The sequence below is a fragment of the Candidatus Thiodiazotropha sp. AKAK3 genome (assembly GCF_058244645.1).
In genome coordinates this window covers 1-25,465 of record NZ_JBSYOQ010000006.1, presented here as the reverse complement: position 1 = coordinate 25,465, position 25,465 = coordinate 1, and the positions used below count along the sequence as shown (strand labels likewise).

Genomic DNA, 25,465 nt, shown 5'->3' with positions numbered 1-25,465 from the left:
TTTGAGACTGATGATGCTACTATTTCGAACGAACAACTATAGATGCATTTAGCACACGTGAGCAGATGTAGGATTTCACGACACCAGAGCCACTATTAAGCGTTTTGACAAGTCACCATATTTACTTTTTTAGTTGACTCTCTATGGCCATACTGTCGTCATATTAAATTACGACTCTTTAATATAAACAGATATATGAAAATAGGTCTAAAATTCCACATAGTTGACATTGACTGGTAGCCTTGCTCGGCTCTTCTTTGTCTATAGGCAACATTAAGGCATATCAATGAACTGGAAAAATGCTTATCGCTCTTTCTACTACCAGGGCGCTCCTGAACCTGAAGACCTCAACCTTGAATACCATAAAACTGCGCTATTAACGATCGACATACAAAACACATATATTCAACCCTCAAAAGATCCGATTGAATATAAGCGATGGGCACCATTTCAAAAGCGCATGCGTGAGATTGTCATCCCTACTACCCAGGATATACAGAAACGTTTTCGTCAGCATGATATTGACGTAATACATGCACGAATTGCCTGCCAGCTTCCAGACGGCCGTGACCGCTCACTCAGTCAGAAGAAACCTGGCTGGAACTACCTACTGCTACCTAAGGATAGTAATGACTCGCAGATTGTTCCTGAACTAAAACCGATCAAAGATGAAATTGTTGTTACTAAAACCACTGACAGTGCACTAACAGGTACTAATCTTAGACTTATTCTTCAGAATATGGGCATTGAGAATGTTGTTCTATGTGGCATATTTACTGACCAATGCGTCTCTTCAACTGTAAGAAGCCTCGCTGACGAGAGCTTTAATGTTATCGTTGTGGAAGATTGCTGCGCTGCAGGGACTGATGAACTTCATTACAGAGAGCTTGAAATAATTAACATGATATATTGTCATGTAGTGTCAAGTTCAGAATTATTCGAGATCATGAAATTGTAACTATACAATTTCTAATCCGTGTTGCGATTAATCCTTCGAGCCACTTTTAATTTTCCTAGTTCTAATACTAATACATAAATCGAGCTGCTTAGATGTTACAATAGAGTGTCAACGATTTATTCCGCCTTTTTGACTACCAGACCATCAACCCATGACAAATAGATTTTCCACCTTGAGCCTAAACTCTTCTTTATTAAGTAATCTAGAGTCTCTCGGTTATCACCAAATGACCCCCATTCAGGCTGCCAGCTTGCCCCATATTCTTGCCGGTAAGGATCTCATTGCCCGTGCCAAGACAGGTAGTGGAAAAACAGTCGCTTTTGGGCTTGGTTTACTCAATGCGCTTAATCAAAGTACCTACAATGCACAAGGAATTGTTCTCTGCCCAACACGCGAACTAGCCGACCAGGTTGCAAAGGAGTTAAGACGCCTCGCTCGAACGAATGCAAATACAAAAATAATCACACTTTGCGGCGGGAAACCCTTCGGGCCACAGATCAGCTCTCTACAACATGGAGCGCAAATTATTGTCGGTACCCCAGGGCGAATTCTTAAACACCTATCCAAAGGCACACTATCCCTTGGAAGTATTCGATGTGTCGTACTCGATGAAGCGGACAGAATGCTCGACATGGGCTTCAATGATGACATTACAGAGGTCATCAAACATACTCGTTCACAACGACAAACACTTTTATTTTCTGCAACTTATCCGGAATCAATAGCGGATATAAGTTCGTCGTTTCAAGTTGATCCTGTTGAGGTCACTATTGACACTCATCATACAGATCTTAAGATTACACAACTCTTCTATGAGGTAGGAAAAGGAAAACGTAATCAAACACTTAGTTCACTGCTAGCACATCACAAACCCGCTTCTACCGTTGTTTTTTGTCAGACTAGGCTCCAATGCCAGGAGGTATCTGAAATATTACAACAGAGCGGGATTCAAGCACTTGCCTTACATGGCGATCTTGATCAAAAAGATCGTGACATGGTTCTTGTAAGGTTCGCTAACGGTAGTGTGCCTGTCCTGGTTGCAACCGATGTCGCTGCCCGAGGACTTGATATCAAGGAACTTGGCGCAGTAATTAACTATGAATTACCACGTGATCCTGAAATCTACGTCCATAGAATCGGCCGAACCGGGCGAGCAGGCAGCAAGGGACTTGCGCTTAGCCTGTTTATCTCTTCTGAAGCAAGTAGGGTTAATGCTATCGAAAACTATTTAGAGAGTGATATTAGACTGGAACAGTCCCCAGCTCTTGAACTACCAGAGGGCTTCAGCTTAAACGCAAAGAATATTACGCTTTGTATTGATGGCGGTCGAAAAGAAAAGTTACGCCCTGGCGATATTCTTGGCGCACTTACAGCAGATAAGACCATCCCGTCAAACAAGGTAGGAAAGATAGATATCTTCGACCATATTGCTTATGTAGCGATTGACCGAAGTATCCGAAAGATTGCCCTCAGAACACTTTCAAAAGACAAAATCAAGGGTAGACGCTTCAAGGTACGTATGATTAGCTAATCCTAAAGTATCACTCTAGAATCAATCTCCATGTGCTTCAGTAACTTTATACACCGAAGCAAAATATGACAATATTTAGGGTAATACCACTCAATTGGCAGTATAAATACGTACTAAACTGCAAGAATATGGTAGTAAATATACCTATTCTAACAACTGAACTTTACATGATGACGTAGTCTTTAATTCTAAAAACATGAGTCAAACAAGTAATTTTCACATTTCCATTTTAAATACCATTCCTGATCATATTGCCGTGCTTGATCAGAGTGGCGTGATCGTCTATGTAAATTAAAGCTGGATTGATTTTGGAATAAATAATGGCATACCCAGTCAGAAAGAGTGGATTGGTGTTAAATATATTGAGAGTTGTAGTATCGATGGTGATAATAACATTATCTCTCTGGCTGATATTATTCAAGAAATAATCGATAATAAAAGATCTGAATTTTATTTTAGAGTACCCGTGTCACTCTACTACTGAACTATGGATGATATTCGAAAGTTAGAAATACCAAACCCTAATTCACCGATCAGTAATACTATTAGCTTATCTATTGGACTAGTTACTACATACCCCGATCTTGACTCAGATATAGAAGAGTAATTCATACAAGTGACAAACTTCTTTATAAAGCCAAAGAAGGTGGCAGGAATTACATTGAGTTCTCATCTATTTAGAGAACCTCTGATAGAAATTCCTGTACGAAGCGGCAGTATTGCACCCAACAAGTTGGGATATTCGTTGCCTGGTAATGATAGCTATCCACAGTTATTATTCTCAGGCAGTGACTCTGACCTTAACCACCCATATGCACAATTCCTGGGATCAAATCCTGTTTCACGATCTATTATATCGAGAAATTCCGAGAAACGAACGGCCTGCCCTCTTTTTGTCATGTAGAGTGTTCGCAGTGATTGATCTAATAACTCTGTCCCGATTACACCTTCCAGATCTTTAAGAAAAAACGCACCTTTCATATATGGAGCTACACCAAAAAGCTCATCTTCGAATATGTCGAGTTTACCGCACCCGTCAGGCCAAGCTATTTTATTATCACTACTATTTTGAAGGTTTTGCAGTTGTGTGTAGTATTTACTCCAGACAGTATCTGCTTCAGCTTCGCCTACTATCTCTTTAATAGCTCTGGCTGTAAGGTACGAAGCTATACCTTCCGATAAAACCAATTCTTCCCAACACGATATTCTAACGCTATTACCAAACCATCCATGTATCGCTTCATGCACATGAACAGATAGATTCGCGAGTGCTGTATTACTGATATGCCAATATGGGTGATGTTCCATACCACCGTAACCCCCATCTTTCCAGGCCACAGATACACTGGCCATATGATCACCGAATGCATACGCACCAACATTCTGCTCAAACCAGTTAATAATCTCTTTAAGATCGAGTGTTCCTTGAACTGCTTCTGAATACTCTTCTGATCGATAGTAGACACCTACTTCAGTGCCATGCTCAGTTATTCCAAGATTCAAGTAACTGTAGTCATCAATAGAAAAACCAAGCATATATGAAGGAGCTTCAGTATTTATTTCGATAGGATAGACTGCCTGTAAACCATCAGGTACTCCACTTATCTTCAATTTATATTTACTGCCACCGGAAGGATTTGTATGACACGGAAAAACATTCCCGCAATAATAAGGCCAGGTAAATGAGTGACCAGCACTACTCACACCATTAAATTTTTCGTGGTATTGAAAAGTATAACTTACAGAAACAACGACGTCTTGGCTTGTTTTAGGTAGTCTAATATCTAAGCGGTCAACACTAATATGGTAATCAGGTTCGCTTCCATTTACTAACACCTCATCAATCAGAAGATCCCCTACATCCAATGAGATTCCCTGACTAACATATGAACCTGCTACTGTAAGTTGCGCCTCTCCTCGCCTCTTCTGTATATCAAGAGCGATATCATTGAAATGTATATTTCTATTCCGGTCAGAGTAATTATCTTTTGATGACGAATCAGAATTACTATTGCATCCAGTTAGTAATACAAATATAAACAACAGACATCCTATACCAGATTCCGAATAGTAGAGACGGCCTGAATTCATATAAATTCCATTTGATCTAATTAATGATTTATTACCCTTAATAGCACATTCTACAGATTTAAAATATCTATAATGATATTTTAACTATAAATTCCTACCCAATCCTAAACAGGACGTTACAAAAACTCTACTCTACATTGAATATACTGTCTAATTTTATAAAATATAAACTATAAAATATCAGCCAATAACTTCACTTAAACTGATACTGTCATACCCTTCATTCATATCTTCTGCTATTTTTTTCTCAACACGACTTAAGAGCTCATATCTTTTTTTATACATAGACCTTTTTTTAGCGACAATACTTTCAATTGCTCTTCTCTTTGGGTGAACAGGAATTTCATAAAATCCTTTTTTACAACATTCACCACCTCTTTCAGACCATACCTCATCATAATTTAACTTCAAAAAATCTTCTTTGTCTTTAAGGCTGTAAAAGTAGTGCATCTGTTGACGATATATCTCAGATATTGCATAAATCTTATTGATTCCTGTCGCTCTGCAAATCATTTGAAATAATTCAACCGTAAGATCGCGTGGCCTTATACCGAACATTTTTTTTGTGATGTCATGATATAGTGGGTTAATATCAACCATCCTTCGACCTTGAATTGCACCGACTATAGAAACCAGATTGGATAGCTCATCTTCCATTAATGAAAAAGCAATTGAAAATATTCTTTCATCATATATATTGATACTGAGCGTAATCATCCCCTCCCTTAAAAAGATACCGTTACGGTCTACTACCAGATCCATTCCATCATAAAATTCGCTCAGTGAAGCAATAGTCTTACTACTATATCTTTCAATGATAAATATATCATTTACCAATAACTGCGTTCTGAAATGATTATATAAAGCGTTTAGACGTTTTTTAAGACCCCACTCTGAGTGCTGATATGGCCAAAACACACTTGGAAGCGCTTCTTGATGGTTAATAAATAAATATTCAAGCTGAACCAGATCATCTTTGGACAGACGTGCGATTTCTTTAGCGTTGAGTAACACCATTATATAATATGCGACTCGGCCTTTAATGTAGTCATACTTTATCGGACTCAACTGTGACTTTCTATTTTCCGGGTCAACAGTCATAGCATTAGATATTTTAATAATTAAATTTAACTTATCCAACAACGATATAGCTCCATTTATTTAAGTCCATGCACAAGAAAAAACACTTACTATTTAATTAGGTTAATATTTAAATTACTACCTAATTATTTCTGTCAATCCACATGCGACTTAGATAATCATTTTAAATTAAATCCAAATTACTAAATTATCAGCTACATTACTGTATATCCGAACACATAATATAACTCTAATATTTCTAGAATTTATCGTCGCCACCCCGATAAAACACCTTTCCTCAACAATCAGCCTTAACCCATCCCGCCCTTGATGGGAGAAGGGCTGGGGAGAGGGTGAGTGTCATACATTTGGAGAAATTAAATCTTATATGACACTCTGATGATTTGTATTTTTAGCCCTCTTATTTTCTGCTGTATAGTCCTTTTTATTACTCGTAACTCTTTGGCAAAGGAAAGCAGTTAACACGATAATGATCGAAATTAATGGGGAACGTTGAGAATTTATATTAAATAATAGTAAAGAAGAAGGATTCACGAAAGAAAATGAAATTAACGAAAATAAATCACCTTAGAACTAATATCTTTAAACTATTCCAAAAGAATATTTTTAAATGCCCCTCTCTTGATAGAAGGGGGCACTCTGGAGTTAAACAAGCTTAAAAACGATAGCCAACTTTTCCGAATATACGTGCGTTCTTTAGATCGTCTTTGGTATCGTCAAGATCTTTTGTCCATTGATAACGAGCTTCCGCGCCCAGAAAGATTTGATCACTCATTTTATAGTGAAGACTAATGCCACCCTGTAAAGCCAGCGTACCTTCATTTACATTCCGTCCATCGGCATCTACATAGCCAATACCTGGGCCAAAGCCAATAGAAAATTTGTTGTCGACCTTATATAAGTAGTGAGGATTCATCTCAAAGCTTGTAATTTCCAGACCACCATCATCATAGTGGGAAAAGCTGAATTGTTGACGAATCGTTCCTAGAGGAGGATCGAGTAATAGACAGTTCATCGACAACTCTAATCCAAACACCAAATCGGTGTCCAAACCATGAGTTTGCGGATCCATGATGCCACCAGTGACCGAGAGCGTTAGGTCAGGATTAAAACCATCACTCATTACTGGTAAAAAATTCCAGTCACTATCTGCCCAAGCCTGTGGGGTTGTAGAGATAAATCCAGCGACCGCTATCAATCCTATGATAGATTTTTTCATAATTTCTTCCCGAAATAGTTACTTAATAATCAAACCCGACGATAATATATGAATACGTGCAGATATTTTGTGAATTATTCGTCAATAATTAATTGTCTATATCAAATAGAGGTCTATGGGTAGTGATCACAGCCCCACAAGAGAGGCCGCTACTGTGATCATACACAAGCCAGTAGCGGCGTATTTCTTACTAATAAACTGATTTATCAGCAGTTTAAAGACACCTTATCACAATGTTATCTCTCTATTGCATCACGCACACGCTCCAAGCGTTGCCTCACATCTACGGCCAGGTCACCAATCATAGGTTGTTCAACCAATTTCAATACAGCTACAGGATCCATAAAAGCCACCACCACTGATCCATCCTCCTCCTCCCGGATGACCACATTACAGGGCAAAAGCAAGCCGATATCGGGCTCAGCATCTATCGCTTGATTTGCTAAAGGTGGACTACAGGCCCCCAGAATCTTGTACGGCCTCTTTTCAACACCAAGCTTTGCTTTTAAAGTAGCCTTGACATCAATTTCTGTCAGAACGCCAAAACCTTCAACTTTCAGTGCCTCTACAACACGTTGCTCAATGGCTTCAATGTCACCATCGAGACGTGATTTAAAACTATACATCGGGCAATCTCCTAACTGTTCTTATAGTCACCGACACATATCGGTATTTGTGCCCTATTCTGACACAATATCTATAGGCTTGAGTATCCTGATTATTGACTTAGTCGCCGGGTTAATAAGTAAAATCAGACCAACAGATGCCTCTCAAGTAGCGTAATCATCTCAAGCTTATTGAGCATGACACCAAAAAACTCAATAAAAATGGCTAACTGTCGATAAACTCACTATAAATATCATTATTTACATGGAAATACTTCTATGTTTGGCGTCCACACGTCAGCAGGAGGCTTTAAAACAGGGAGGGCTACTTTAAACAGACCTATATATATAGTCAGAGGTTTTGGCCTATATATATAGTCAGAGGTTTTGGCAGCTCTGAGAGAAGAGGACAATGAAACCGCAATCGAAAAATATTCTACCCTGGATCCCTCTGATACTACTTTTCACTCTACTGCTGCTGAGTGATCCCCTATTGGCCAATAAATTCGAGACTATTGGAGGAGGCGTGCAGGGATCAAGCAAGGTAAAAATTGAGTATCTTCAAATTATTGCTTATGTAGCCAGCGTTATATTTTTCGTTTCCGGCATTCTAACTATTGCACTGCACAATAAAAATGCCCTGACCCTCAACTACACAATGTGGAAGTCTTCGGCAACAATCTTCTTTATTTTGGGACTATGCTCAGCAGCTGCAGGTTACTATATGGCATGAGATAGAAATCAGGAGGCACCAGACGCAGATGGTACGACGTAGAAAAATACTGAGAAAAAGTGCAATACGCTCCCTGCCATGACAAACAGATGCCAAACTGCGTGGTGATAGGCCAAACGCCTCCATATGTAGAAGATCACACCTAAGGAGTAACAAAGACCTCCGGCGAGCAGCAGCGCTACTCCTCCAGTTTCAACTGAATCAATCAACGGCTTGATCGCGATAACTACCAGCCAGCCCAATCCCAAATAGAGTGTAAGAGAGAGCCACTTTAGCCGGTTGTAGCGAAATATCTCCAGCAGAACACCGACAAGGGCTATTCCCCACACCAGACCAAATAGCGTCCAGCCCCAACTACCACGCAAATTTACGAGCGTGAAGGGAGTATAGGTGCCCGCAATGAGCAAGAAAATGGCAGCATGATCAAAACGCTGTAGCAGGCTTTTAGCCTTTGGATAGGGAATACCGTGATATAGGGTGGAGGCGGTGTATAACAAGATCAGCGTAGCACCGTAAATGCTGCAACTGGTGATATGCCAGACATCTCCATACAGTGAAGCAAATGTCACCAGCAACGCCAACCCTGCAACACTCAACAGAATGCCTATACCATGGGTTACAGCATGGGCTATCTCCTCGCCCAGTGTGTACCGATTTCCTGCAAATTCGGTCTGCATAGCAGGTCTCCTAGAAACTACGCGTATATCTGGCACTCAAATCATACCCCAGCATTCATGCAGAGTTATAGAACACAAATCCCATGCATGTTAAATATTAAGTATATGTATTATATGGATTTAATGAGGATTTTCCGTATAAAGCAGGAATATCATTTAATAACTTTTTAAATCACCGGACACTGAGAATATCATAGAAAACTACTGATCACTATTTAGTAAAACCAAGCTTAATCTTCTGTTTGAACTGGAAAATCCCCTGCATATTTCTCAATCCACTCAAGCGCAGCCTCTTCCCCGGAAAGCATCCGCCCTTCCCTTGTTTTTATTGTCTGCTTGTAGTGTTCGATATAACAGAGCTGCTCAATCATGCGTACTGCATAAGCCGTCTGCTCTTCCACAAACTTTACACCAACCAGAAAACAATTATCTTCCTGTCGACACCAGACAACCACACCTGTCGCATGAAATTGCGGAGGCGTAATAGGGATTGCAATGTGGATTTCTGTACCGGCCTCTATTTCATCATCGGCAAGAAAGCAAAGACCCCCTTCGCTATAATTGGTCAACATTTTTCTGTGAGCCGATGCCCGGCCACCCAACTGAAAATCGATGGGGACGTCGGTAGGATGTCTGATGTATAGACGCATTGATTTATCGGTTACTCAGTAATCTCAGAGCACTTATATCGCTAGAGGTATCAGAACTTACAGGATTAATTTGACTAATATCTTAACATCATAGCATCTATTAACCCGGCGACTAAGTATGTCGTCTTCAGGGTTTCAAGCCTGCCCTTGATCAAGGCGCGGCTCGCGCCCCGCAGGAAGCGCCCTTGGGGTGCAGGCAATGGTTGTTCCCTTGCCAAGAGCCGCAACACCGAGCAAGAGCAGGCTTGCCCCCCTAACAATATGATTTTTAAAAGAGAGGCCGAAGTGTGCCTGCCTGCAGACTGCATTATCAAAACTTGCTGTAGGAGAGCTACAGCGGCGTTTTGATGCCTTGCCGCAGGCAGGCACACTCCGGCTGAAGACAACATACTTAGTCGCCGGGTTAATAAAAGCAGTGGGTGAATCTGCTTATCTGCAAAATAGATAGCATTAGTTACTTTCGAAATCTCAGAATAGTTAAATATTAAAAGACGTTCAGCTTGCTTGTTCCAGGCTATAGCCACAAAATCTGATCTATGAAAATTCCAAATTATATAGAAATGTTAACCCGTCTTGTGGGCGCAGCCTCTGTAAGTAGTGTAAATCCCACCTGGGATATGGGTAATGGCGAGGTTATTGAGCTACTGAACAACTGGTTCAGCTCCTTAGGTTTTGACACTGAGATACAACAGATACCAGGTCGTCCAGGAAAGATGAATCTAATTGCCTCCTACGGCCAAGGTAGTGACGGCCTAGTACTCTCAGGACACACAGACACAGTGCCATTTGATGAAGAGAAATGGAGTTCAGATCCTTTGAAACTACAACAAAAGGAGAACCGTCTATACGGTATCGGCACCACTGACATGAAGGGCTTTTTCGCAGTTGTTATCGAAGCGATTCGAGAATTACCTCTAGATCAACTTAAACACCCTCTTGTGATCATCGCAACGGCAGATGAGGAGAGCGACATGTGTGGTGCAAAATCCCTCACAGAACTGCATCGCCAATTAGGCCGCCATGCCATGATCGGTGAACCGACCAGCCTGAAACCAATTCGGATGCATAAGGGAGTTTCAATGGAGTCGGTCAAACTTACCGGTAAATCGGGACACTCCAGTAATCCATCCCTTGGCATCAATGCCCTGGACGGCATGCACCTGGTGATCGGAGAAATACTCAATTGGCGCTCAGACTTACAAAATCGGTATCAGAATCCAGCTTTTGAGATCGATGTACCAACACTTAATTTGGGCCACATCCATGGTGGAGACAACCCCAACCGTATCTGTGGAAAATGTGAACTGCAGTTTGATCTAAGACCATTGCCGGGAATGAGTTTAAAGTCTCTAAGAGACGAACTGCATGAAAGAGTTGCTCGCGCGCTCTCTAAGACCGACCTGAGTTGGGAGAGTGTCCCGGTATTTGACGGTATTCCTGCAATGGAGACAGCAAGAGATGCCAAGATAGTCAGGGCAGTAGAAAAATTTACCGGAGTTGAGGCCGGTGCAGTGGCATTTGGTACAGAAGGCCCCTATTTGAATAGCATGGGCATGCAAACAGTAATATGCGGTCCAGGTAGTATCGATCAAGCTCACCAACCAGATGAGTATATACCCCTAGAGCATATTCAACCTGCGATTAACCTGATACAGTCCGTGGTTAAGGAGTTTTGTTATTAGTGCCTAGAAAGTGGCTTATCCCATGATGAAAAAACACGATCAAAAGCTACCGGACAATTTTGTTGAATGGTTTCGTGGTTCATCACCATATATTCACGCACATCGCGGACGTACTTTTGTCATCACCTTTGGCGGTGAAGCTGTGGCTGACAGCCACTTCGCCAATCTGATTCATGATATTGCGCTGCTACATGGACTTGGAATAAGAGTGGTGCTGGTTCACGGCGCTCGTCCTCAAATAGAGGAACGACTAAAAACAAGAAACGTAGAGACCCAGTTCGTAAAGGGGTTACGGATTACAGATGATGCCGCACTGACATGCGTTAAAGAGGCTGCGGGTGCTGCTCGGGTAGAGATTGAAGCGTTACTCTCCATGGGGCTTGCTAACTCCCCTATGGCTGGAGTACGCATTAGAGCCGCCTCTGGAAATTTTGTTACCGCAAAACCAATCGGCGTCAAAGAGGGAATAGATTATTGCCATACAGGCGTAGTCCGCAGAGTAGATGCTGGGGCCATTGAGCAACGTCTTGAATCGGGTGCAATCGCCATAGTGCCTCCTCTTGGATACTCTCCAACTGGTGAAGTTTTTAATCTCAGTGCTGCAGATGTTGCTGCATCAGTGGCCACCACACTTGGCGCGGACAAATTAATCTGCCTTATTGAGGCTAAAGGTGTAACCGATTCACGTAAGCGGCTGATTACCAGCCTCACACCACGGGAAGTAGACACCTTACTGGAAAAACGCAAACGTCTGCCTGATGAGCTCAAACAAAACCTCAACGCTGCAGTATCTGCTACTCGAAGCGGCGTTAAACGCTGCCATTTAATCAATCGGCAAATGGATGGCGGCCTACTCAAAGAGCTGTTTACAAGAGATGGTATTGGCACACTTATCTCTGCTGAACCTTACGAAGAGACACGTACCGCATGTATTGATGATGTCGGCGGCCTTCTCAACTTGATCGAACCTCTGGAACAGAATGGCGTACTGGTAAGAAGATCAAGGGAGCTGATCGAGACTGAAATTGAGAGCTTCACCCTTGTGGAAAGAGACGGCATGGTAGTCGCCTGCGCCGCCTTCTATCCCTATCCTGAGGAATCAATGGCGGAACTTGCCTGTGTCGTGGTTCATCCCGAATATCGGGGCGATGACCGGGGTGATCGGCTGCTGAGTCACATGGAAAATGTAGCAAGAGAGCTTGGTATAGAGAGACTCTTCATTCTTACTACCCAGTCTGCACAATGGTTCAAAGAACGGGGATTCACCCTGGCGGATCTAAGAGATATCCCAATGCTGAAGAGAGATCTCTATAACTACCGCAGAAACTCCAAGGTCTTTATCAAACAACTCTGAGCAAACTACATGCTCATACTATGTTGCCTGGCCAATAATAGGGTCAGCTCCGGGGTATAACAGCACACTTCCAATATCCTTACTATTTTACTCTGTTTTTCATCTGGCCTGTCTGCTAATAATGTAACCAGGAGTCACTAAATAGTGAGGAATGGAACATGAACTGTTTACACTTGGATGCTCAACAAATAGCTGGGTACTCCCTATTGGCACTAGGGTTTATTGTGTTAGCGATCAGTCATATCAGTGTATTGTCAGGTAATCCTCTGCTGATACCTGAATTTTTAAGGCTTTACTAAAAGCTCTTTCTTAAACAAAGCATAAGATTCAATCTAAAAAAAATATTTTTAGACAGTAGACTGTCTCTGCTGGACACCAATTTGAGAAGACGATGCAACTTCACAGTACCAGCCCCTCAACGATTACTATTAGATCACCGGGATATTAGATGTGTGATCTATGGTGTGACCCTGCCGCACCATAGGAGCTGATATTAACCGGCTCATCAAGCGGCCCTGTTTCTATTGGGCATGGTGCGGCAGGGCCACACCCTACGATTTCGCTTGAATTTATTCCGGACCGCAGGCAGGCACACTTCGGCTGAAGACAACATACTTAGTCCCCGGGTTAATAAGCTGATTGAAATTAAAATAATCATTATCTGCTGTTAACAATTCAATACTATTACTTCTTATCACCATCTAGCTTTTTGAACAAAGTATGATTATTATAAATTTGCAGGAATAATTTATCGGAGATTCTCTAAGGGAGGATTCATATGGGACGTTTACTATGGACGGCCGATTTAGAGACAGGAATTAAAGTCATTGATGGTCAACACGAACGCATCGTCGACTATATCAACAAACTCCACGACGCCAGAATCAACAAAGACAAGGCTGCAATCTCGGATATTATTGATGCAACCGTTGACTACACTCTCTCTCATTTCAGTTTTGAAGAAGCGCTCATAGAAGATGCTGGATATGAATTTGTCCGCCCCCATAAAAAAGTCCATGAACTATTCATACGGCGAGTTTCTGAATTTCAGGAACGTTTCAAGAAAGGTGAGGATATTTCTGAAGAGCTGCATGACCTTCTGGCACGTTGGCTTTTCAACCATATACGCAATGATGACGCGGCCTACGTTAAGGCGGTTAAAAACAATATAATCTCAATGACCAGCGATGATAAAAAGAATGGCTGGCTAGCAAAGTCATTTAAGAAATTTTTTAAATGAAGTGAACTAGATAACTCACTAAAATCCAGAAGCAGGCTTATCCAATAAACTATCTGCCCTCAGAGAGCTAAAGGTACTATTTGCTACCGTCAGGTTTAGTTCTAACATGTAACATTTCAGGAGACCTGATCCAGAACCTTATCCCCACAAAGCAGGTAGCGATCTTTGCCCTGTTTTTTCGCACCATCTCTTCGAATATTCACCACCTCCAGCATTCTTGACCACTCTTCGATATTATCAGCTACACGCTCACTTACACTGATACTTGCAGTTACCGGACTGCCATCTGGCAGGGTACCCAAACCATTAGTGTAGATTCGTTTCACTGTAATCTCTGCACCCTTGCAATCGGTGCCAGGCAGTATCAGCAAAAATACCTTTTCACCCCATCTTACCAACATATCATTATGCCGAAGGTCATCTTGCAAAATGTCAGCGGCCTCTTGCACTACATGGTCGTAAGTTGCGTAATCGAATTCAGTAATTATGTTTTCTGTGTTATCAAGATCGATTAAAACAACACTTATATTTTCGTTCAATATATGCGCTTGCTGGAAGGATTTTGCTAGACTTTGCATGCCCGACTTTCTTGTCTGAGCCCCTGTAACAGGATCATGATCTACGCGGGTAATCAAAGTAATCATGTATTGCAGCTGTAGAGTCGATGCAAATATTACCACGCTAACAATAATACAGAGCAACCACAGCATTGGAAGCAGTTGATCCATCGGGATAGCTGAATAGTAACTCCAACCAGTTACTGTCAACATCACCAGTAAAAAGGCTACTGACATGCCCTCTAAAAGCGTCATGGGAAACAAACCAATCAAGCCGATAGCAACATAAGGCAACAAGGTGTAGAGCTGCATAACCAGCGGATCCAGCCCATCTACCGATGCCATTGTTAAAAAATGTGCTGATATAAAAAAGGTAAGTGGCAGGTTGATCAACATCCCACCCAATAAAAATATGCTTTTCCTGAGGTCCTGATCTTCAGTCTGGTGACGTGACAGATAGAAAAAGTGACCTGTAGAAACCAATCGTACAGCAAGAATGGGAAGCAGTGTCTCCATTGGAAGTAGTAAATAATCAACTACAATCCACAGCGGCATCAGAAGCGTAAAAAGTGAAGCTACAAATCTAACTCGATCACCAAGTAAAATCGCTCGGTGCTTGCGCATGTAGTCCGGGTGATCTTCAGCAGAGAGCAGGTCATCCAATTCCTGCATTGAATATATGCGCGAATTGACTCCAAGATGCTTAATATAAGATTGGATTAGAGACATTTATTATAACCATCCAAGGTACTCAGATCAGTATAGTATACACTACTGTACCTCGTCATAGATTCTGTAGTTTTATGGTTTATTTTTTGTGCCAGCCAAGAAATAGTAGTTTTCTCTACCTATCAATAGTTATCTTTGATAATTATAAGTAAGATTTTTTTTCAACTCATTGCAGATAGTTCAATACTTCTGACTTACGAGCCATGCATGGTGATACGACGTCACGGCACTGTATGAATACCTCGCCCCACCTATACTCCCAGGACGACGCCCTGAATCACTTTCAATATGCACCACTTGAACAGTGCCACCACGGTTTTCAAGTTCCATTTCCACGAATAAACCCACCGGATCTGGTGGTATGTGCAACACAACCCTGTTGCTCAAAGGATATGGCCCGGCAATTACACCATTCTGCAGAACTAAGGCAACGCCATCACTATCATAAGCAGCTACAGTTCCCATTATTTCGTAATCGTCCTTACCATCAGATTGCAGTTCGATAAGGGAGGCCACAATCTGGTTACCGTCAAAAAGCCCGCTGATTTTCAACTCCTGCCCCTCTGCCAATCCTTCATAGCTGGCGCCGTTTTTGTAGACAGTTTTGTCGGTATCTGCCCGAACCGTCATACCCAGGATATTAAATGTAGCACTATGCCTGCCTATCCTAAGACTCCCACCACTGACCGGTCCCTCCAGATCACCGTCATACAGAACATGATCCACATCTGTTGTACTACGATCACCAATAACCCGCCCGCTGGCATGCTCAAAGGTCTCCTCCCCTTGAGAACCACTATCAAGTTTTTGATCTCCAATATGTTGCTGTCGCACCCGATCAGAATTATATTCGACGCCTCCCGCAGTTGCACTTGCCAACCAATTCCCACCCTCATGAGAGGTCAGTGAGGGGCCATAACTCATCTCATCCCCAAATGAACTCACAAATACGGCAAGTACAATACTCAGGCATGAGGTTTTTAGTGTTTGCTTCATCTCTTCACCTATCTGTGAGGTTCCAGATGGTTACTGCTAAGAATTCCGGGATATTCTGGAGTATTTGGGAATTTATGCCCATTTTTTGTAATTATAGCTTCCCTCAGCAATTCTTCAAGCTCAAAATCTCTCAAATAATTAACTACTAAGCTATTGATAACACAGTAAATACAAAAGAATCGAGATTAAATCACTGACGGAAGGAGGATTCCTGAATAGTCGATCCATGACAGAAGCGAATAAGCTTAACCAGGGCCTGTTAACAGGCTTAGTGCAGTGTCCTATATTGTTTGACGTTTTTAGAGACCCACAAATGACTCAAGTCAAGGCACAGCCCTTGTCAATGGTTGCCCCATTAACAAGGCCCACACTAGATCTCTATACTCTCTGGCGGTGCAACTTTTAAGACCTCTTCGATTGTTGTAAGCCCTTTCATTACCTTTTGTGCGCCACTCAGCCGCAGTGGACGCATACCTTCACTTATGGCCTGTCGGCGCAACTGATTAGTATCACAATCAGCGGTTATCAACCGCTTTATTGCCAGGGAAACAACCATCATCTCGTATATACCCACTCGACCGTAGAACCCTGTCTGGCGACACTCCAAACAACCCACCGGCTGACAAACTGTCTTGGGACTGGTCTTGGCACGCAGTGGTGTAATCATGGTATCCCACAACTCTTCATTGAGGGGTACCCGCTCTTTACAGTGTGGGCAGAGGGTTCGAGTAAGCCGCTGACCCAATACACCGAGCAGCGTTGCTTTGAGCAGGTAGGGCGGAACACCTATCTCCAACAATCGAGTTATTGCAGAGGGTGCGTCATTGGTATGCAGGGTCGAAAAAACCAGGTGACCGGTAAGCGAGGCCTGTACCGCCATATCTGCTGTTTCTCTATCTCGAATCTCGCCGATCATGATGATATCCGGATCCTGCCGCAACAGAGTTCTCACTCCACTGGCAAAATCCAGATTGATGTTATGCTGTACCTGCATCTGGTTGAAGCTTGGTTCCACCAATTCAATGGGATCTTCAACGGTACAAACATTCACTTCCGGTTTAGCCAACTCCTTGAGCGTGGTATAGAGTGTCGTGGTCTTACCGGAACCTGTCGGGCCGGTAACCAATATAATTCCGTTAGGACGACTTATCATATCGCCCCATTGACTTGTCTCAGCCTGAGAAAAGCCTAATGCGCGATAATCTTTGACCAGCACTTCCGGATCAAAAATTCTCATTACCAGTTTTTCACCAAAGGCAGTAGGCATGGTGGAGAGCCGTAACTCAACCTCTGCTCCCATATTGCCTCGGGTCTTTAAGCGACCGTCCTGCGGACGACGTTTTTCAGAAACATCCATACGACCCAGAATCTTTATTCTTGAGGTCACCGCAGTTCCAACTGAGGGAGGAATCTGGTAGACCATCTGCATGACGCCATCAATGCGAAAGCGAATATTGGTTTGAATACGGGTAGGCTCAATATGGATATCACTGGCACGTTGACTGTAGGCATACTGCAGCAACCAATCGACGATATTCACCACATGCTGATCGTCAACATCAAGCTTACCGCTACGCCCCAACTCCATCAGCTGCTCAAGATTCTGAACACCAGAGGGGCCTGCTTCCTGACTGTCGTCATGTGCTGCCCGCACCGACCGGGAAAGGCTATAAAATTCGACCAGATACCGTTCGATTTCTATTGGGTCAGCAATCACTCTGGTGATCGCTTTATTAAGAATAGGTGTGAGTTCCACCTCCCATTCATTGAAAAAAGGCTCTGCTGTTGCGATCACAACTTCATCCGGCTTGACTTCAAGTGCAATGATGTTGAAACGTTTAGCATAGGCGTACGACATTACTGAAGTGATTGCGGGCACATTGATTTTCAGCGGATCGATATGAACCAGAGGCAGGTTAACCCTTTTTGCCAGCCAGGCTGTCAGCAGATCAAGATCCAAAATCGCTTGGGGATTGCGCTGATCCGGCCACTTGTGCTCAGCGATCATCACCAGTGGGTGGGAGGTTCTTTTCGTCCCTTGATTGACAGCCTGTACCGTTTTTGCCAGTTGCTTCTGGATTAATCCATCTTCCACTAGCCAGTCGAGCAGATCACTCAAATCCAACTGCTTGTCATTCATTGCTTGTACAATCATTTATCCCTACCCATTACTGCCCACATAATCCCTCTACCTTGGTGAGTGATGAGACACCGTTCGATTTTCATATGCCCCTCTAAAACGACATAGTTGAAACTCACACAGTTAATAGTTACCCATATATTAACGGCCAATTTTAGTTTCTTTAAATTATAGGGTAACGTCTAACCCTCTATACAGATCTCCCTCAAAGCCAGTTATACTGAACGGTATGCACGATCTTGACACCGGCAAATTGACCCTCACGATTGAAGATAATCGTTATGTCGCAGCGGTTATCTACACCAATGGCGAGCTGGTGAAGGATGACGTAAAACAGATTACCGACTATCTGGATAGATTCAACGAACCTATCCCTGTATTGATTGAACGTAAAGGCCACTACTCAATATCTGTACTGGTGCAGATCGTCCTGATGCAACAGACAAAAAGCCGCTTGAAGGCAGTGGCATTTGTAGAGCGGAACCATAGGGATGCTCTGATGACCCGCATCGCTTCCAGTACCTATTTCAAGGAGATAGAAGTCAAATCATTCTACGACAAAGATGAAGCTGTAGAGTGGCTGAAACAAAATTACGCAACTTCACCACTTATTGCCGAAGAGTAACCTTGGTTTCATTCACAGGGGCAATGCGGTTTTATCTTCAATACGGCGCAGTACAAAGCTTGAATGAACTCCTGTAACCCCTTCAATTCTCGTGATCTTATTTAAAAGTAGCGCCTGATAGTCATCCATGTCCTTAACAACGACTTTCACCTGATAATCGGCGTCCTGACCCGTTATCAGCAAGCACTCCAGCACCTCAGGCATGGTATGAATCTGCTTCTCAAAGTTATCAAACCTCTCTGGAGTATGACGATCCATCGAAATATGTACCAGAGCCATGAGATTCAATCCGAGCTTTTTTCTGTCCAGATGAGCACGATATCCGGCTATGACACCGGACTCTTCAAGGGCACGCACTCTTCGCAGACAGGGGGACGGCGATAGACCGATGCGTTCCGCCAACTCTTGATTGCTGATACGCCCATCAATTTGCAGCACCTGCAGAATATGTTTGTCATATCTATCTAATGTCACATAAATATCCACTTAATCACTTTAATGGATATATTCTACTAATTTTTTATAATTAATAGCAATATTTTACTAATTATTTAAAATATTAGGATATATTTCGCAAGCATCTGCCAAGCACTTTGTATTACTCTTTCAACATAGGCCACAAGCCTGAAGCTAGCGACCAAACCATAAGCATCCCGACACTCAGCCGTAGTTAAATATTAAAAAAATGTCTGAGGCTACTTATGGTCTGGTCAGTTAACCACGAAACCACAAGTTTCTGTGGCCCATCCACCCCACAAGGGCAGGATGGAGAGCCAGCACAACCAATGACAGCTTATGCCAACATTGAAAGACCAGGAGCAAACAGTGAAGCGTTTTGATCACCGAAAATACCAAGCCAATCCTGCTCACCCTATGCCGGGGCGACAGTGGCCGGACAACACCATCGAGAATGCCCCAATCTGGGCCAGTGTCGACCTGAGAGATGGTAATCAGGCCCTCCTGGAACCCATGAATGTAGCGCAAAAACGTCGTCTCTGGACACTCCTGGTCAACTTGGGTTTGAAAGAGATTGAAGTCGGCTTTCCTTCTGCCAGTCAACCCGACTATGACTTTGTAAGATCACTGATCGAAGATGACATGATCCCCTCAGATGTCACTGTACAAGTTCTGGTGCAAGCTCGGGAGGAGCTGATCAGCAAAACCTTCCAGGCCTTGAAGGGGGTTCGGCGAGCAATTGTGCATGTCTATAATTCCACCTCAACTGTACAGCGAGAGCGGGTATTCAAGAGTGATATGGAAGGAGTCAAGTCCATTGCAGTTCGAGGCGCTGAGCTAGTGCGCAATGAAGCCGCTCGCTATCCTGATACTGAGTGGGTTTTTCAATACTCACCTGAGAGTTTCTCCAATACAGAGTGGGATTACGCCGTGGATGTCTGCGAGGCGGTCATCGATGTCTGGCAACCCACGCCAACCTCCCCTTGCATTATCAACCTGCCAGCAACCGTAGAGAGCTCCACACCCAATCTATTCGCAGACCAGGTGGAGTACTTTTGCCAGCATATCTCCAAGCGAGACTCGGTTATTATCTCTCTGCATACCCACAATGATCGTGGCAGCGCAGTAGCCGCTGCAGAACTCGCCTTACTAGCAGGTGCCGACAGGGTAGAGGGCACCCTGCTGGGTAATGGTGAAAGAACCGGCAATATGGACATCATTACACTGGCAATGAATCTCTACAGCCAAGGCGTCGACCCTTCTCTTGATCTATCCAACCCTGATGAGATCATCCAGATCTATCGTGATTGCACCGGGTTGCCGGTTCACCCACGCCACCCCTGGGTAGGAGAGCTGGTCTATACCGCTTTTTCCGGCTCACATCAGGACGCAATTCGTAAATGCCTGCACCTTCAACAGGAGCGGGAACCCTGGCAGGTAGCTTATCTACCAATCGATCCACGGGATATCGGTCGTGACTACCAGGCCGTGATCAGAGTTAACAGTCAATCCGGGAAAGGCGGCGTTGCCTATGTCCTGGAGCGGGACTATGGATTGGTGTTACCGCGATGGCTCCAGGTGGAACTCGCCAACATAGTGCAAAGTGAATCGGAGCAGCATCTGGGAGAAGTCAGCAGCGAGACTATTCACACCTTGTTTCAGCAACATTTCGTGACAGGCCAGGGACCATACCAACTCACCAGCTATCGAATCGATCATCGATCGGGAGAAGAGAAGATTGAAGCTGAAGTGATGCATGGTACAAAGACGATGACCATCAAAGGTCATGGCAAGGGGGCGATATCAGCTTTTATCGACGCCCTCTCCAACGCTGAAGGTCTGCCTATACAGGTGATCGATTATGTGGAACATGCCATTGGCGAAGGCGCTGATGCAGAAGCGGCGGCCTATATTTTGATGAACTACATGGGACAACGCACTGCTGGTGCAGCCATTAGCCGCGATACGGTGAACGCCTCACTGAATGCTGTATTGTCTGCACTTAACTTTGCAAGAACAGAAAAGCAAGCCGCATAGATACAGACATCGGTGACCCGAGCCAGACAACCAAAAGGTCACCGATATCTCTTATCTCTATTGACGTATTCCTTCAATTGAGAGTTCAAGCTGAACTGTTGTAGAAGCAGGCCCAAGATTGAATGTAATCCCATAGTCGGCCAGGGCAATCTCGGTAGTACCGTACAACCCACGACGATATCCCCCCCAGGGATCTTTACCATGGCCAATATGCTCCACGTCAATCTCCACAGACTTGGTTACACCGCGCAAGGTCAAATCCCCTTTGAGGGTGGCCTTACCTTCTCCCTGCTCCATGAAAGCGGTGGATACAAATTTAGCCGTTGGATACTTCTCTACAAAAAGGAAATCCTCTCCTCTCAGGTGCTTGTCACGTTCCGCATGATTACTATCCACACTCGCTGGATTGATATCTACAGACACATCTGCTGCAGAGGGGTTTTTCTCGTCATAGTTGAAGCGACCGCTGAAATCATTAAAGCGACCAAACAGCCAACTGTAGCCCAAATGTTTTATCTTGAACTGGATAAATGCATGGGTTCCCTTTTTGTCTATCACATACTCTTCAGCCTGTAATGGCAGAGCCACTGCAGATAAAAGTAAAAGCAAAACTAAATATCTTTTTAACATCATCACTCACTCCTAAGGTAGTACTATCCAGACTATTGGAATCTTGACACACAGAGCTACAAGAATGGCCTGAATAGTAAGTTGGGGTTTTTCCCCATTGAAAGAAAACTTGAAAAATATACTTATGCTGCAGCCCGCCCTCGCACTAACTGCTGTGTAATAGTGGCAACCCGAGCACCATAGGCTTCGGCTGTAGCGAGATCCCCAGTGGATGGTGCATCTCCAGGATCAACTTGAAAGCTGGCAGCCATCGGCCCGATATAAGAACCAAGCCGATTGAGTACTTCAGGCCCCGGGCCCTGGATATGATTCATCGATTCAGGGTCACTGGCAGCAGGATGCATACCTAAACTCACAAAGATCATGCCCTGCTGCATTGCATTGATCATCAACCCAACCAGGGTATTCATTTTGTCGCCTGAAAAAGAACTCGAGTTGGTAAAAGCACCTGCAACCTTGTCTTTCCAGCTTTGGGTAAACCATTTGGCCGCCGCAGTTTCAAGAAACTTTTTCATCTCGGCTGACATGCTGCCCATATAGGTCGGGCTACCAAAAATTATTGCATCAGCAGTGTCGAGCCGGTCCAGATCTGCACCTGCTTCCTCAGCCGTCAATAGAACTACTTCAACGTCGTCTATACTCGCCGCACCTCTCTCTACAGCTTCGGCCTGTAACTTGGTATGTCCAAAACCGCTGTGATAAATGATCGCCACAGTTGTCATTGGTATCTCTCCTCATCGTTAATAGGTTCTGTTTTTGATAAATTCACACGCCGCCCCGCCACACCCAACATGCGTAGCAAAGTCTGGTCATGATCGAAAAAGTGGTGTTTAAATGCCGCCAGCGCATGCAATAGCGAAAGCACCACCACGCTCCAAGCCAGATAGAGATGGACTTTTCCAGCAATATCCTCTTGATGTTCCAAACCGCTGATAGTGGCGGGTATGACAAACCAGTCGAAAACCTCTAGTGGCTTACCATCAGCAGTTGAAATCAGATAACCACTAACCATCAGCACAAAAAGAATCAGATAAAGCAAAAGATGCACCCACAATGCTGAGACCCGTTCATAAGGTTTATGGGTTGGCAGATGATCCGGTCTGGAATTAGCAAAACGCCACAACACCCTGAACAGCAGCGCTAAAAACAACATCACCCCGATACCTTTATGCCACCAGGGCCCTAACTGGTACCAGCTATCGTAATAATCCAGACTGCGCATCCATAATCCCAAACCGAAAAGCGCATAGACTGTTAAGGCAACAAGCCAGTGCATAGCGATCGCTACCGCACCGTATTGAGCCTTATCGTTCAACATTCTCATCAGAAGCGTCCCTCTTGATAGTCCTTGAAAGCCTGCTTTAACTCATCCTCACTGCTCATCACAAAAGGTCCACCCCTGACAATGGGTTCATCCAGAGGTTGTCCCGCCACCAATATCAGGCGACTTGGTTCATCTGCGGTTATCTCAATCGATTCGCCCTTACCCAACACGGCAAGGGTTCTACCCTTGAGCGGGCTATTGCCTATATCAATACTGCCCTGCAGCAGATAGATAAAGGCATTGAAGTGCTCTTCAACCGGCTCAATGAACTTCGCACCTGCATCCAGTGAGATATCGAAAAAGAGCGCCGGTGTCATTAACTCAGTCACCGCACCACGTGTGTGCTGTGAGGTCTCTCCAGCCACCACGATTATTTTTACTCCGTCACTTCGTTGCTCTTGAGGGATCAACTCCTGCTCAAACTCTTGGTAGCGGGGCTCAGTCATTTTATGTTTTGCCGGCAGATTGACCCAAAGCTGAAAGCCGGCCAGCAATCCATCCTGCTGCTGTGGCATCTCTGAGTGGATAACACCTCTACCGGCAGTCATCCACTGCACGCCACCGGCCTGGAGAATTCCAGTGTGACCCGCGTTATCCCGGTGCTCAAGCTTACCTGCCAATAGATAGGAAACTGTCTCGAAACCTCTATGTGGATGGGGTGGGAAGCCACCAATATAGTCATCCGGGTTGTCTGATCGAAAATCATCCAGTAACAGAAAGGGATCAAGTTGTGGTAATTGCCCCCCACCTATGAGACGTGTGAGCCGAACCCCTGCACCATCTGCAGTCTCTTGACCGGCCAGTGTTTGCTGAACGGAACGAACCTTGTTGACTACTTCTGACATATGAGCCTCCTTAACAAATACCTATAATTCTGCTTGGTTATGTACCATTGTAGATTGTTATTTTTTGATATAAAGGTATATATATGAGAAACACTGTTGCTCAAACTGCAACAATCGAATGGCAGACTGGATCTGTGACTATTTCAAAGTGAGCTGCAGAGGCTTAGTAAGGGTAGAAAAAACATGAATCGACTGGAGTGTCTTGAAAGTTTTGTTGCTGTTGTTGAATCCGGGCAATTCAGTATTGCTGCAGAGCGACTTGGCATAGGTAAGTCTGTCATCAGCCGGCGTGTGTCGGAACTTGAAGAGCACCTTGGTGCGCTCCTGCTACAACGCACAACAAGAAAGCTCTCGCTTACAGACGCTGGTCGCGAATTCTATCCAAGAGCAGTTCAGGTGCTCGAAGACCTTAATGAAGCGGAACAGTCAGTCTCCCGTTCACAACAGGAACTCAGCGGACGCCTCCGCCTCGCCGCTCCACTGTCATTCGGTCTTCTACACCTCTCCCCTGCCCTGGCCATATTCAACAAAGAGCATCCACGGGTAATCCTGGACATTGATCTCAATGACAGTGAGGTGGATCTGGTAAAGGAAGGAATCGACCTGGCCCTACGCATCGGTCCACTTGAAAACTCCACCATGGTTGCCCGCCCTTTGGCACCAATACATTTCGTAGTCTGTGCAAGCCCTGAGTACCTGAAGAAAAAGGGAAGACCCAAAACCCCTCATGAACTGGCAGAACATCGAGGGCTTTGCTATCGCAATATTCCTGAACCACAAAAGTGGCATTTCCTTGATGAGTCGGGACGAACCCAGTCGATCCGTATACCGCTCCACATGCAGGCGAACAATGGGCAGATTCTGTTGGAAGCAGCTATTGCTGGCCAAGGCGTCACTCTTTCTCCTACATTTATCGCATATCAAGCTGTACTCGATGGCAGATTAACCCCGATACTCACCGATTACTCCATACCCCCGGTTAATGCTTATGCAATATATCCGAACCGTCGTTTCATTCCACAACGAGTCAGGGTACTGGCAGAGTTTTTACGTAAACAGTTTGGTGATCGGCCATATTGGGATGAGGGTTTGATCACCACTTCCGACTAACATCTGCACAGGTTACGCATGGCAATTTATGGTGGGGCATGGCCCCATCCTACCTGACTGTATAGGTGGGGTCATTCCCCTGACCGTATAGGCGTAGGGTGGGGCCATGCCCCACCAATTAAGCTAAACGATCACTCATCAGTTAGTGGTGTGGCACGATCCCATACTGACAATC

General features: G+C 44.1%; 23 protein-coding genes. 9 read left to right on the top strand and 14 right to left on the bottom strand.

Going from position 1 to position 25,465, the window contains the following annotated elements:
* Nucleotides 1-286: 286 nt before the first annotated feature.
* Nucleotides 287-958: a cysteine hydrolase family protein gene (locus tag AC4IE7_RS00605; protein ID WP_490774859.1), complete on the top strand. Its 672-nt coding sequence runs from the start codon at nucleotides 287-289 to the stop codon at nucleotides 956-958.
* Between the two features lie 151 nt (nucleotides 959-1,109).
* Nucleotides 1,110-2,489 carry an ATP-dependent RNA helicase DbpA gene (dbpA, locus tag AC4IE7_RS00600; RefSeq protein ID WP_490774858.1) on the top strand — a complete coding sequence of 460 codons (1,380 nt, stop codon included), beginning with the start codon at nucleotides 1,110-1,112 and terminating at the stop codon, nucleotides 2,487-2,489.
* A gap of 762 nt (nucleotides 2,490-3,251) precedes the next feature.
* Here dbpA and AC4IE7_RS00595 read toward each other — a convergent pair.
* From AC4IE7_RS00595 to AC4IE7_RS00580, 4 genes are all read right to left on the bottom strand, one after another.
* Nucleotides 3,252-4,580: a M1 family metallopeptidase gene (locus tag AC4IE7_RS00595; RefSeq protein ID WP_490774857.1), complete on the bottom strand. Its 1,329-nt coding sequence runs from the start codon at nucleotides 4,578-4,580 to the stop codon at nucleotides 3,252-3,254.
* A gap of 180 nt (nucleotides 4,581-4,760) precedes the next feature.
* On the bottom strand, nucleotides 4,761-5,720 hold the full coding sequence (locus AC4IE7_RS00590; RefSeq protein WP_490774856.1) for a DUF535 family protein: 960 nt from the start codon (nucleotides 5,718-5,720) through the stop codon (nucleotides 4,761-4,763).
* Nucleotides 5,721-6,336: 616 nt separating this feature from the next.
* Nucleotides 6,337-6,900 carry an outer membrane beta-barrel protein gene (locus AC4IE7_RS00585; RefSeq protein WP_490774855.1) on the bottom strand — a complete coding sequence of 188 codons (564 nt, stop codon included), beginning with the start codon at nucleotides 6,898-6,900 and terminating at the stop codon, nucleotides 6,337-6,339.
* A gap of 236 nt (nucleotides 6,901-7,136) precedes the next feature.
* Nucleotides 7,137-7,526 carry a DUF302 domain-containing protein gene (locus AC4IE7_RS00580; protein ID WP_490774854.1) on the bottom strand — a complete coding sequence of 130 codons (390 nt, stop codon included), beginning with the start codon at nucleotides 7,524-7,526 and terminating at the stop codon, nucleotides 7,137-7,139.
* 391 nt (nucleotides 7,527-7,917) lie between these two features.
* On the opposite strand from AC4IE7_RS00580, the gene AC4IE7_RS00575 reads away from it, so the two are divergent.
* Nucleotides 7,918-8,238: a hypothetical protein gene (locus tag AC4IE7_RS00575; protein ID WP_490774853.1), complete on the top strand. Its 321-nt coding sequence runs from the start codon at nucleotides 7,918-7,920 to the stop codon at nucleotides 8,236-8,238.
* Between the two features lie 8 nt (nucleotides 8,239-8,246).
* Here the strand turns inward: AC4IE7_RS00575 and trhA are convergent, their stop codons facing one another.
* On the bottom strand, nucleotides 8,247-8,915 hold the full coding sequence (gene trhA / locus AC4IE7_RS00570; protein ID WP_490774852.1) for a PAQR family membrane homeostasis protein TrhA: 669 nt from the start codon (nucleotides 8,913-8,915) through the stop codon (nucleotides 8,247-8,249).
* A gap of 230 nt (nucleotides 8,916-9,145) precedes the next feature.
* Complete coding sequence (locus AC4IE7_RS00565; protein WP_490774851.1) at nucleotides 9,146-9,565, bottom strand: PilZ domain-containing protein; 420 nt, start codon at nucleotides 9,563-9,565, stop codon at nucleotides 9,146-9,148.
* Between the two features lie 536 nt (nucleotides 9,566-10,101).
* Here AC4IE7_RS00565 and argE point away from each other — a divergent pair.
* The 3 genes from argE to AC4IE7_RS00550 all read left to right on the top strand — a co-directional run bounded on the left by argE (nucleotide 10,102) and on the right by AC4IE7_RS00550 (nucleotide 13,841).
* Nucleotides 10,102-11,247: an acetylornithine deacetylase gene (gene argE / locus AC4IE7_RS00560; RefSeq protein ID WP_490774850.1), complete on the top strand. Its 1,146-nt coding sequence runs from the start codon at nucleotides 10,102-10,104 to the stop codon at nucleotides 11,245-11,247.
* A gap of 22 nt (nucleotides 11,248-11,269) precedes the next feature.
* Nucleotides 11,270-12,601, top strand: coding sequence for an amino-acid N-acetyltransferase (argA, locus tag AC4IE7_RS00555; RefSeq protein WP_490774849.1), 1,332 nt, complete (start codon nucleotides 11,270-11,272; stop codon nucleotides 12,599-12,601).
* 778 nt (nucleotides 12,602-13,379) lie between these two features.
* Complete coding sequence (locus tag AC4IE7_RS00550; protein ID WP_490774848.1) at nucleotides 13,380-13,841, top strand: bacteriohemerythrin; 462 nt, start codon at nucleotides 13,380-13,382, stop codon at nucleotides 13,839-13,841.
* A 116-nt stretch (nucleotides 13,842-13,957) separates the two neighbouring features.
* Here the strand turns inward: AC4IE7_RS00550 and AC4IE7_RS00545 are convergent, their stop codons facing one another.
* The 3 genes from AC4IE7_RS00545 to tfpB all read right to left on the bottom strand — a co-directional run bounded on the left by AC4IE7_RS00545 (nucleotide 13,958) and on the right by tfpB (nucleotide 18,278).
* Nucleotides 13,958-15,070, bottom strand: coding sequence for a GGDEF domain-containing protein (locus tag AC4IE7_RS00545; RefSeq protein ID WP_490774847.1), 1,113 nt, complete (start codon nucleotides 15,068-15,070; stop codon nucleotides 13,958-13,960).
* 237 nt (nucleotides 15,071-15,307) lie between these two features.
* Nucleotides 15,308-16,123 (bottom strand): DUF5666 domain-containing protein, encoded by an 816-nt coding sequence (locus tag AC4IE7_RS00540; protein WP_490774846.1) that lies wholly within the window; start codon nucleotides 16,121-16,123, stop codon nucleotides 15,308-15,310.
* A 370-nt stretch (nucleotides 16,124-16,493) separates the two neighbouring features.
* Entirely contained in the window at nucleotides 16,494-18,278 is a 1,785-nt protein-coding gene (gene tfpB, locus AC4IE7_RS00535) for a type IV pilus assembly ATPase TfpB (protein WP_490774845.1), read from the bottom strand.
* Between the two features lie 214 nt (nucleotides 18,279-18,492).
* Between tfpB and AC4IE7_RS00530 the strand changes: the two genes are divergently transcribed.
* Entirely contained in the window at nucleotides 18,493-18,888 is a 396-nt protein-coding gene (locus tag AC4IE7_RS00530) for a SpoIIAA family protein (RefSeq protein ID WP_490774844.1), read from the top strand.
* Nucleotides 18,889-18,900: 12 nt separating this feature from the next.
* Here the strand turns inward: AC4IE7_RS00530 and AC4IE7_RS00525 are convergent, their stop codons facing one another.
* Nucleotides 18,901-19,362: an Lrp/AsnC family transcriptional regulator gene (locus AC4IE7_RS00525; RefSeq protein ID WP_490774843.1), complete on the bottom strand. Its 462-nt coding sequence runs from the start codon at nucleotides 19,360-19,362 to the stop codon at nucleotides 18,901-18,903.
* 351 nt (nucleotides 19,363-19,713) lie between these two features.
* Between AC4IE7_RS00525 and leuA the strand changes: the two genes are divergently transcribed.
* Nucleotides 19,714-21,381 carry a 2-isopropylmalate synthase gene (leuA, locus tag AC4IE7_RS00520; RefSeq protein WP_490774842.1) on the top strand — a complete coding sequence of 556 codons (1,668 nt, stop codon included), beginning with the start codon at nucleotides 19,714-19,716 and terminating at the stop codon, nucleotides 21,379-21,381.
* Between the two features lie 57 nt (nucleotides 21,382-21,438).
* On the opposite strand, the gene AC4IE7_RS00515 is transcribed toward leuA, so the two are convergent.
* From AC4IE7_RS00515 to AC4IE7_RS00500, 4 genes are all read right to left on the bottom strand, one after another.
* Entirely contained in the window at nucleotides 21,439-22,014 is a 576-nt protein-coding gene (locus AC4IE7_RS00515; protein ID WP_490774841.1) for a YceI family protein, read from the bottom strand.
* A 119-nt stretch (nucleotides 22,015-22,133) separates the two neighbouring features.
* Complete coding sequence (locus AC4IE7_RS00510) at nucleotides 22,134-22,733, bottom strand: flavodoxin family protein (protein ID WP_490774840.1); 600 nt, start codon at nucleotides 22,731-22,733, stop codon at nucleotides 22,134-22,136.
* The gene (locus AC4IE7_RS00505; RefSeq protein ID WP_490774839.1) at nucleotides 22,730-23,335 is read right to left on the bottom strand and encodes a cytochrome b; all 606 of its coding nucleotides are present in this window, start codon (nucleotides 23,333-23,335) and stop codon (nucleotides 22,730-22,732) included. The genes AC4IE7_RS00510 and AC4IE7_RS00505 overlap by 4 nt, the downstream gene beginning before the upstream one ends.
* Nucleotides 23,335-24,180, bottom strand: a complete 846-nt coding sequence (locus AC4IE7_RS00500; RefSeq protein ID WP_490774838.1) for a pirin family protein — start codon at nucleotides 24,178-24,180, stop codon at nucleotides 23,335-23,337. Before AC4IE7_RS00500 ends, AC4IE7_RS00505 begins: the two co-directional genes overlap by 1 nt.
* A gap of 183 nt (nucleotides 24,181-24,363) precedes the next feature.
* On the opposite strand from AC4IE7_RS00500, the gene AC4IE7_RS00495 reads away from it, so the two are divergent.
* The gene (locus AC4IE7_RS00495; protein WP_490774837.1) at nucleotides 24,364-25,290 is read left to right on the top strand and encodes a LysR family transcriptional regulator; all 927 of its coding nucleotides are present in this window, start codon (nucleotides 24,364-24,366) and stop codon (nucleotides 25,288-25,290) included.
* Nucleotides 25,291-25,465: the final 175 nt, after the last annotated feature.

Coding starts and splice junctions, on each gene's coding strand:
- argE (WP_490774850.1), top strand. CDS start 10,102: ATGAAAATTCCAAATTATATAGAAATGTTAACCCGTCTTGTGGGCGCA.
- AC4IE7_RS00595 (WP_490774857.1), bottom strand. CDS start 4,580: ATGAATTCAGGCCGTCTCTACTATTCGGAATCTGGTATAGGATGTCTG.
- AC4IE7_RS00605 (WP_490774859.1), top strand. CDS start 287: ATGAACTGGAAAAATGCTTATCGCTCTTTCTACTACCAGGGCGCTCCT.
- tfpB (WP_490774845.1), bottom strand. CDS start 18,278: ATGATTGTACAAGCAATGAATGACAAGCAGTTGGATTTGAGTGATCTG.
- trhA (WP_490774852.1), bottom strand. CDS start 8,915: ATGCAGACCGAATTTGCAGGAAATCGGTACACACTGGGCGAGGAGATA.
- AC4IE7_RS00495 (WP_490774837.1), top strand. CDS start 24,364: ATGAATCGACTGGAGTGTCTTGAAAGTTTTGTTGCTGTTGTTGAATCC.
- AC4IE7_RS00575 (WP_490774853.1), top strand. CDS start 7,918: ATGAAACCGCAATCGAAAAATATTCTACCCTGGATCCCTCTGATACTA.
- argA (WP_490774849.1), top strand. CDS start 11,270: ATGATGAAAAAACACGATCAAAAGCTACCGGACAATTTTGTTGAATGG.
- AC4IE7_RS00550 (WP_490774848.1), top strand. CDS start 13,380: ATGGGACGTTTACTATGGACGGCCGATTTAGAGACAGGAATTAAAGTC.
- AC4IE7_RS00515 (WP_490774841.1), bottom strand. CDS start 22,014: ATGATGTTAAAAAGATATTTAGTTTTGCTTTTACTTTTATCTGCAGTG.
- AC4IE7_RS00530 (WP_490774844.1), top strand. CDS start 18,493: ATGCACGATCTTGACACCGGCAAATTGACCCTCACGATTGAAGATAAT.
- AC4IE7_RS00500 (WP_490774838.1), bottom strand. CDS start 24,180: ATGTCAGAAGTAGTCAACAAGGTTCGTTCCGTTCAGCAAACACTGGCC.
- AC4IE7_RS00510 (WP_490774840.1), bottom strand. CDS start 22,733: ATGACAACTGTGGCGATCATTTATCACAGCGGTTTTGGACATACCAAG.
- dbpA (WP_490774858.1), top strand. CDS start 1,110: ATGACAAATAGATTTTCCACCTTGAGCCTAAACTCTTCTTTATTAAGT.
- AC4IE7_RS00585 (WP_490774855.1), bottom strand. CDS start 6,900: ATGAAAAAATCTATCATAGGATTGATAGCGGTCGCTGGATTTATCTCT.
- AC4IE7_RS00505 (WP_490774839.1), bottom strand. CDS start 23,335: ATGAGAATGTTGAACGATAAGGCTCAATACGGTGCGGTAGCGATCGCT.
- AC4IE7_RS00580 (WP_490774854.1), bottom strand. CDS start 7,526: ATGTATAGTTTTAAATCACGTCTCGATGGTGACATTGAAGCCATTGAG.
- AC4IE7_RS00540 (WP_490774846.1), bottom strand. CDS start 16,123: ATGAAGCAAACACTAAAAACCTCATGCCTGAGTATTGTACTTGCCGTA.
- AC4IE7_RS00565 (WP_490774851.1), bottom strand. CDS start 9,565: ATGCGTCTATACATCAGACATCCTACCGACGTCCCCATCGATTTTCAG.
- AC4IE7_RS00545 (WP_490774847.1), bottom strand. CDS start 15,070: ATGCAGGAATTGGATGACCTGCTCTCTGCTGAAGATCACCCGGACTAC.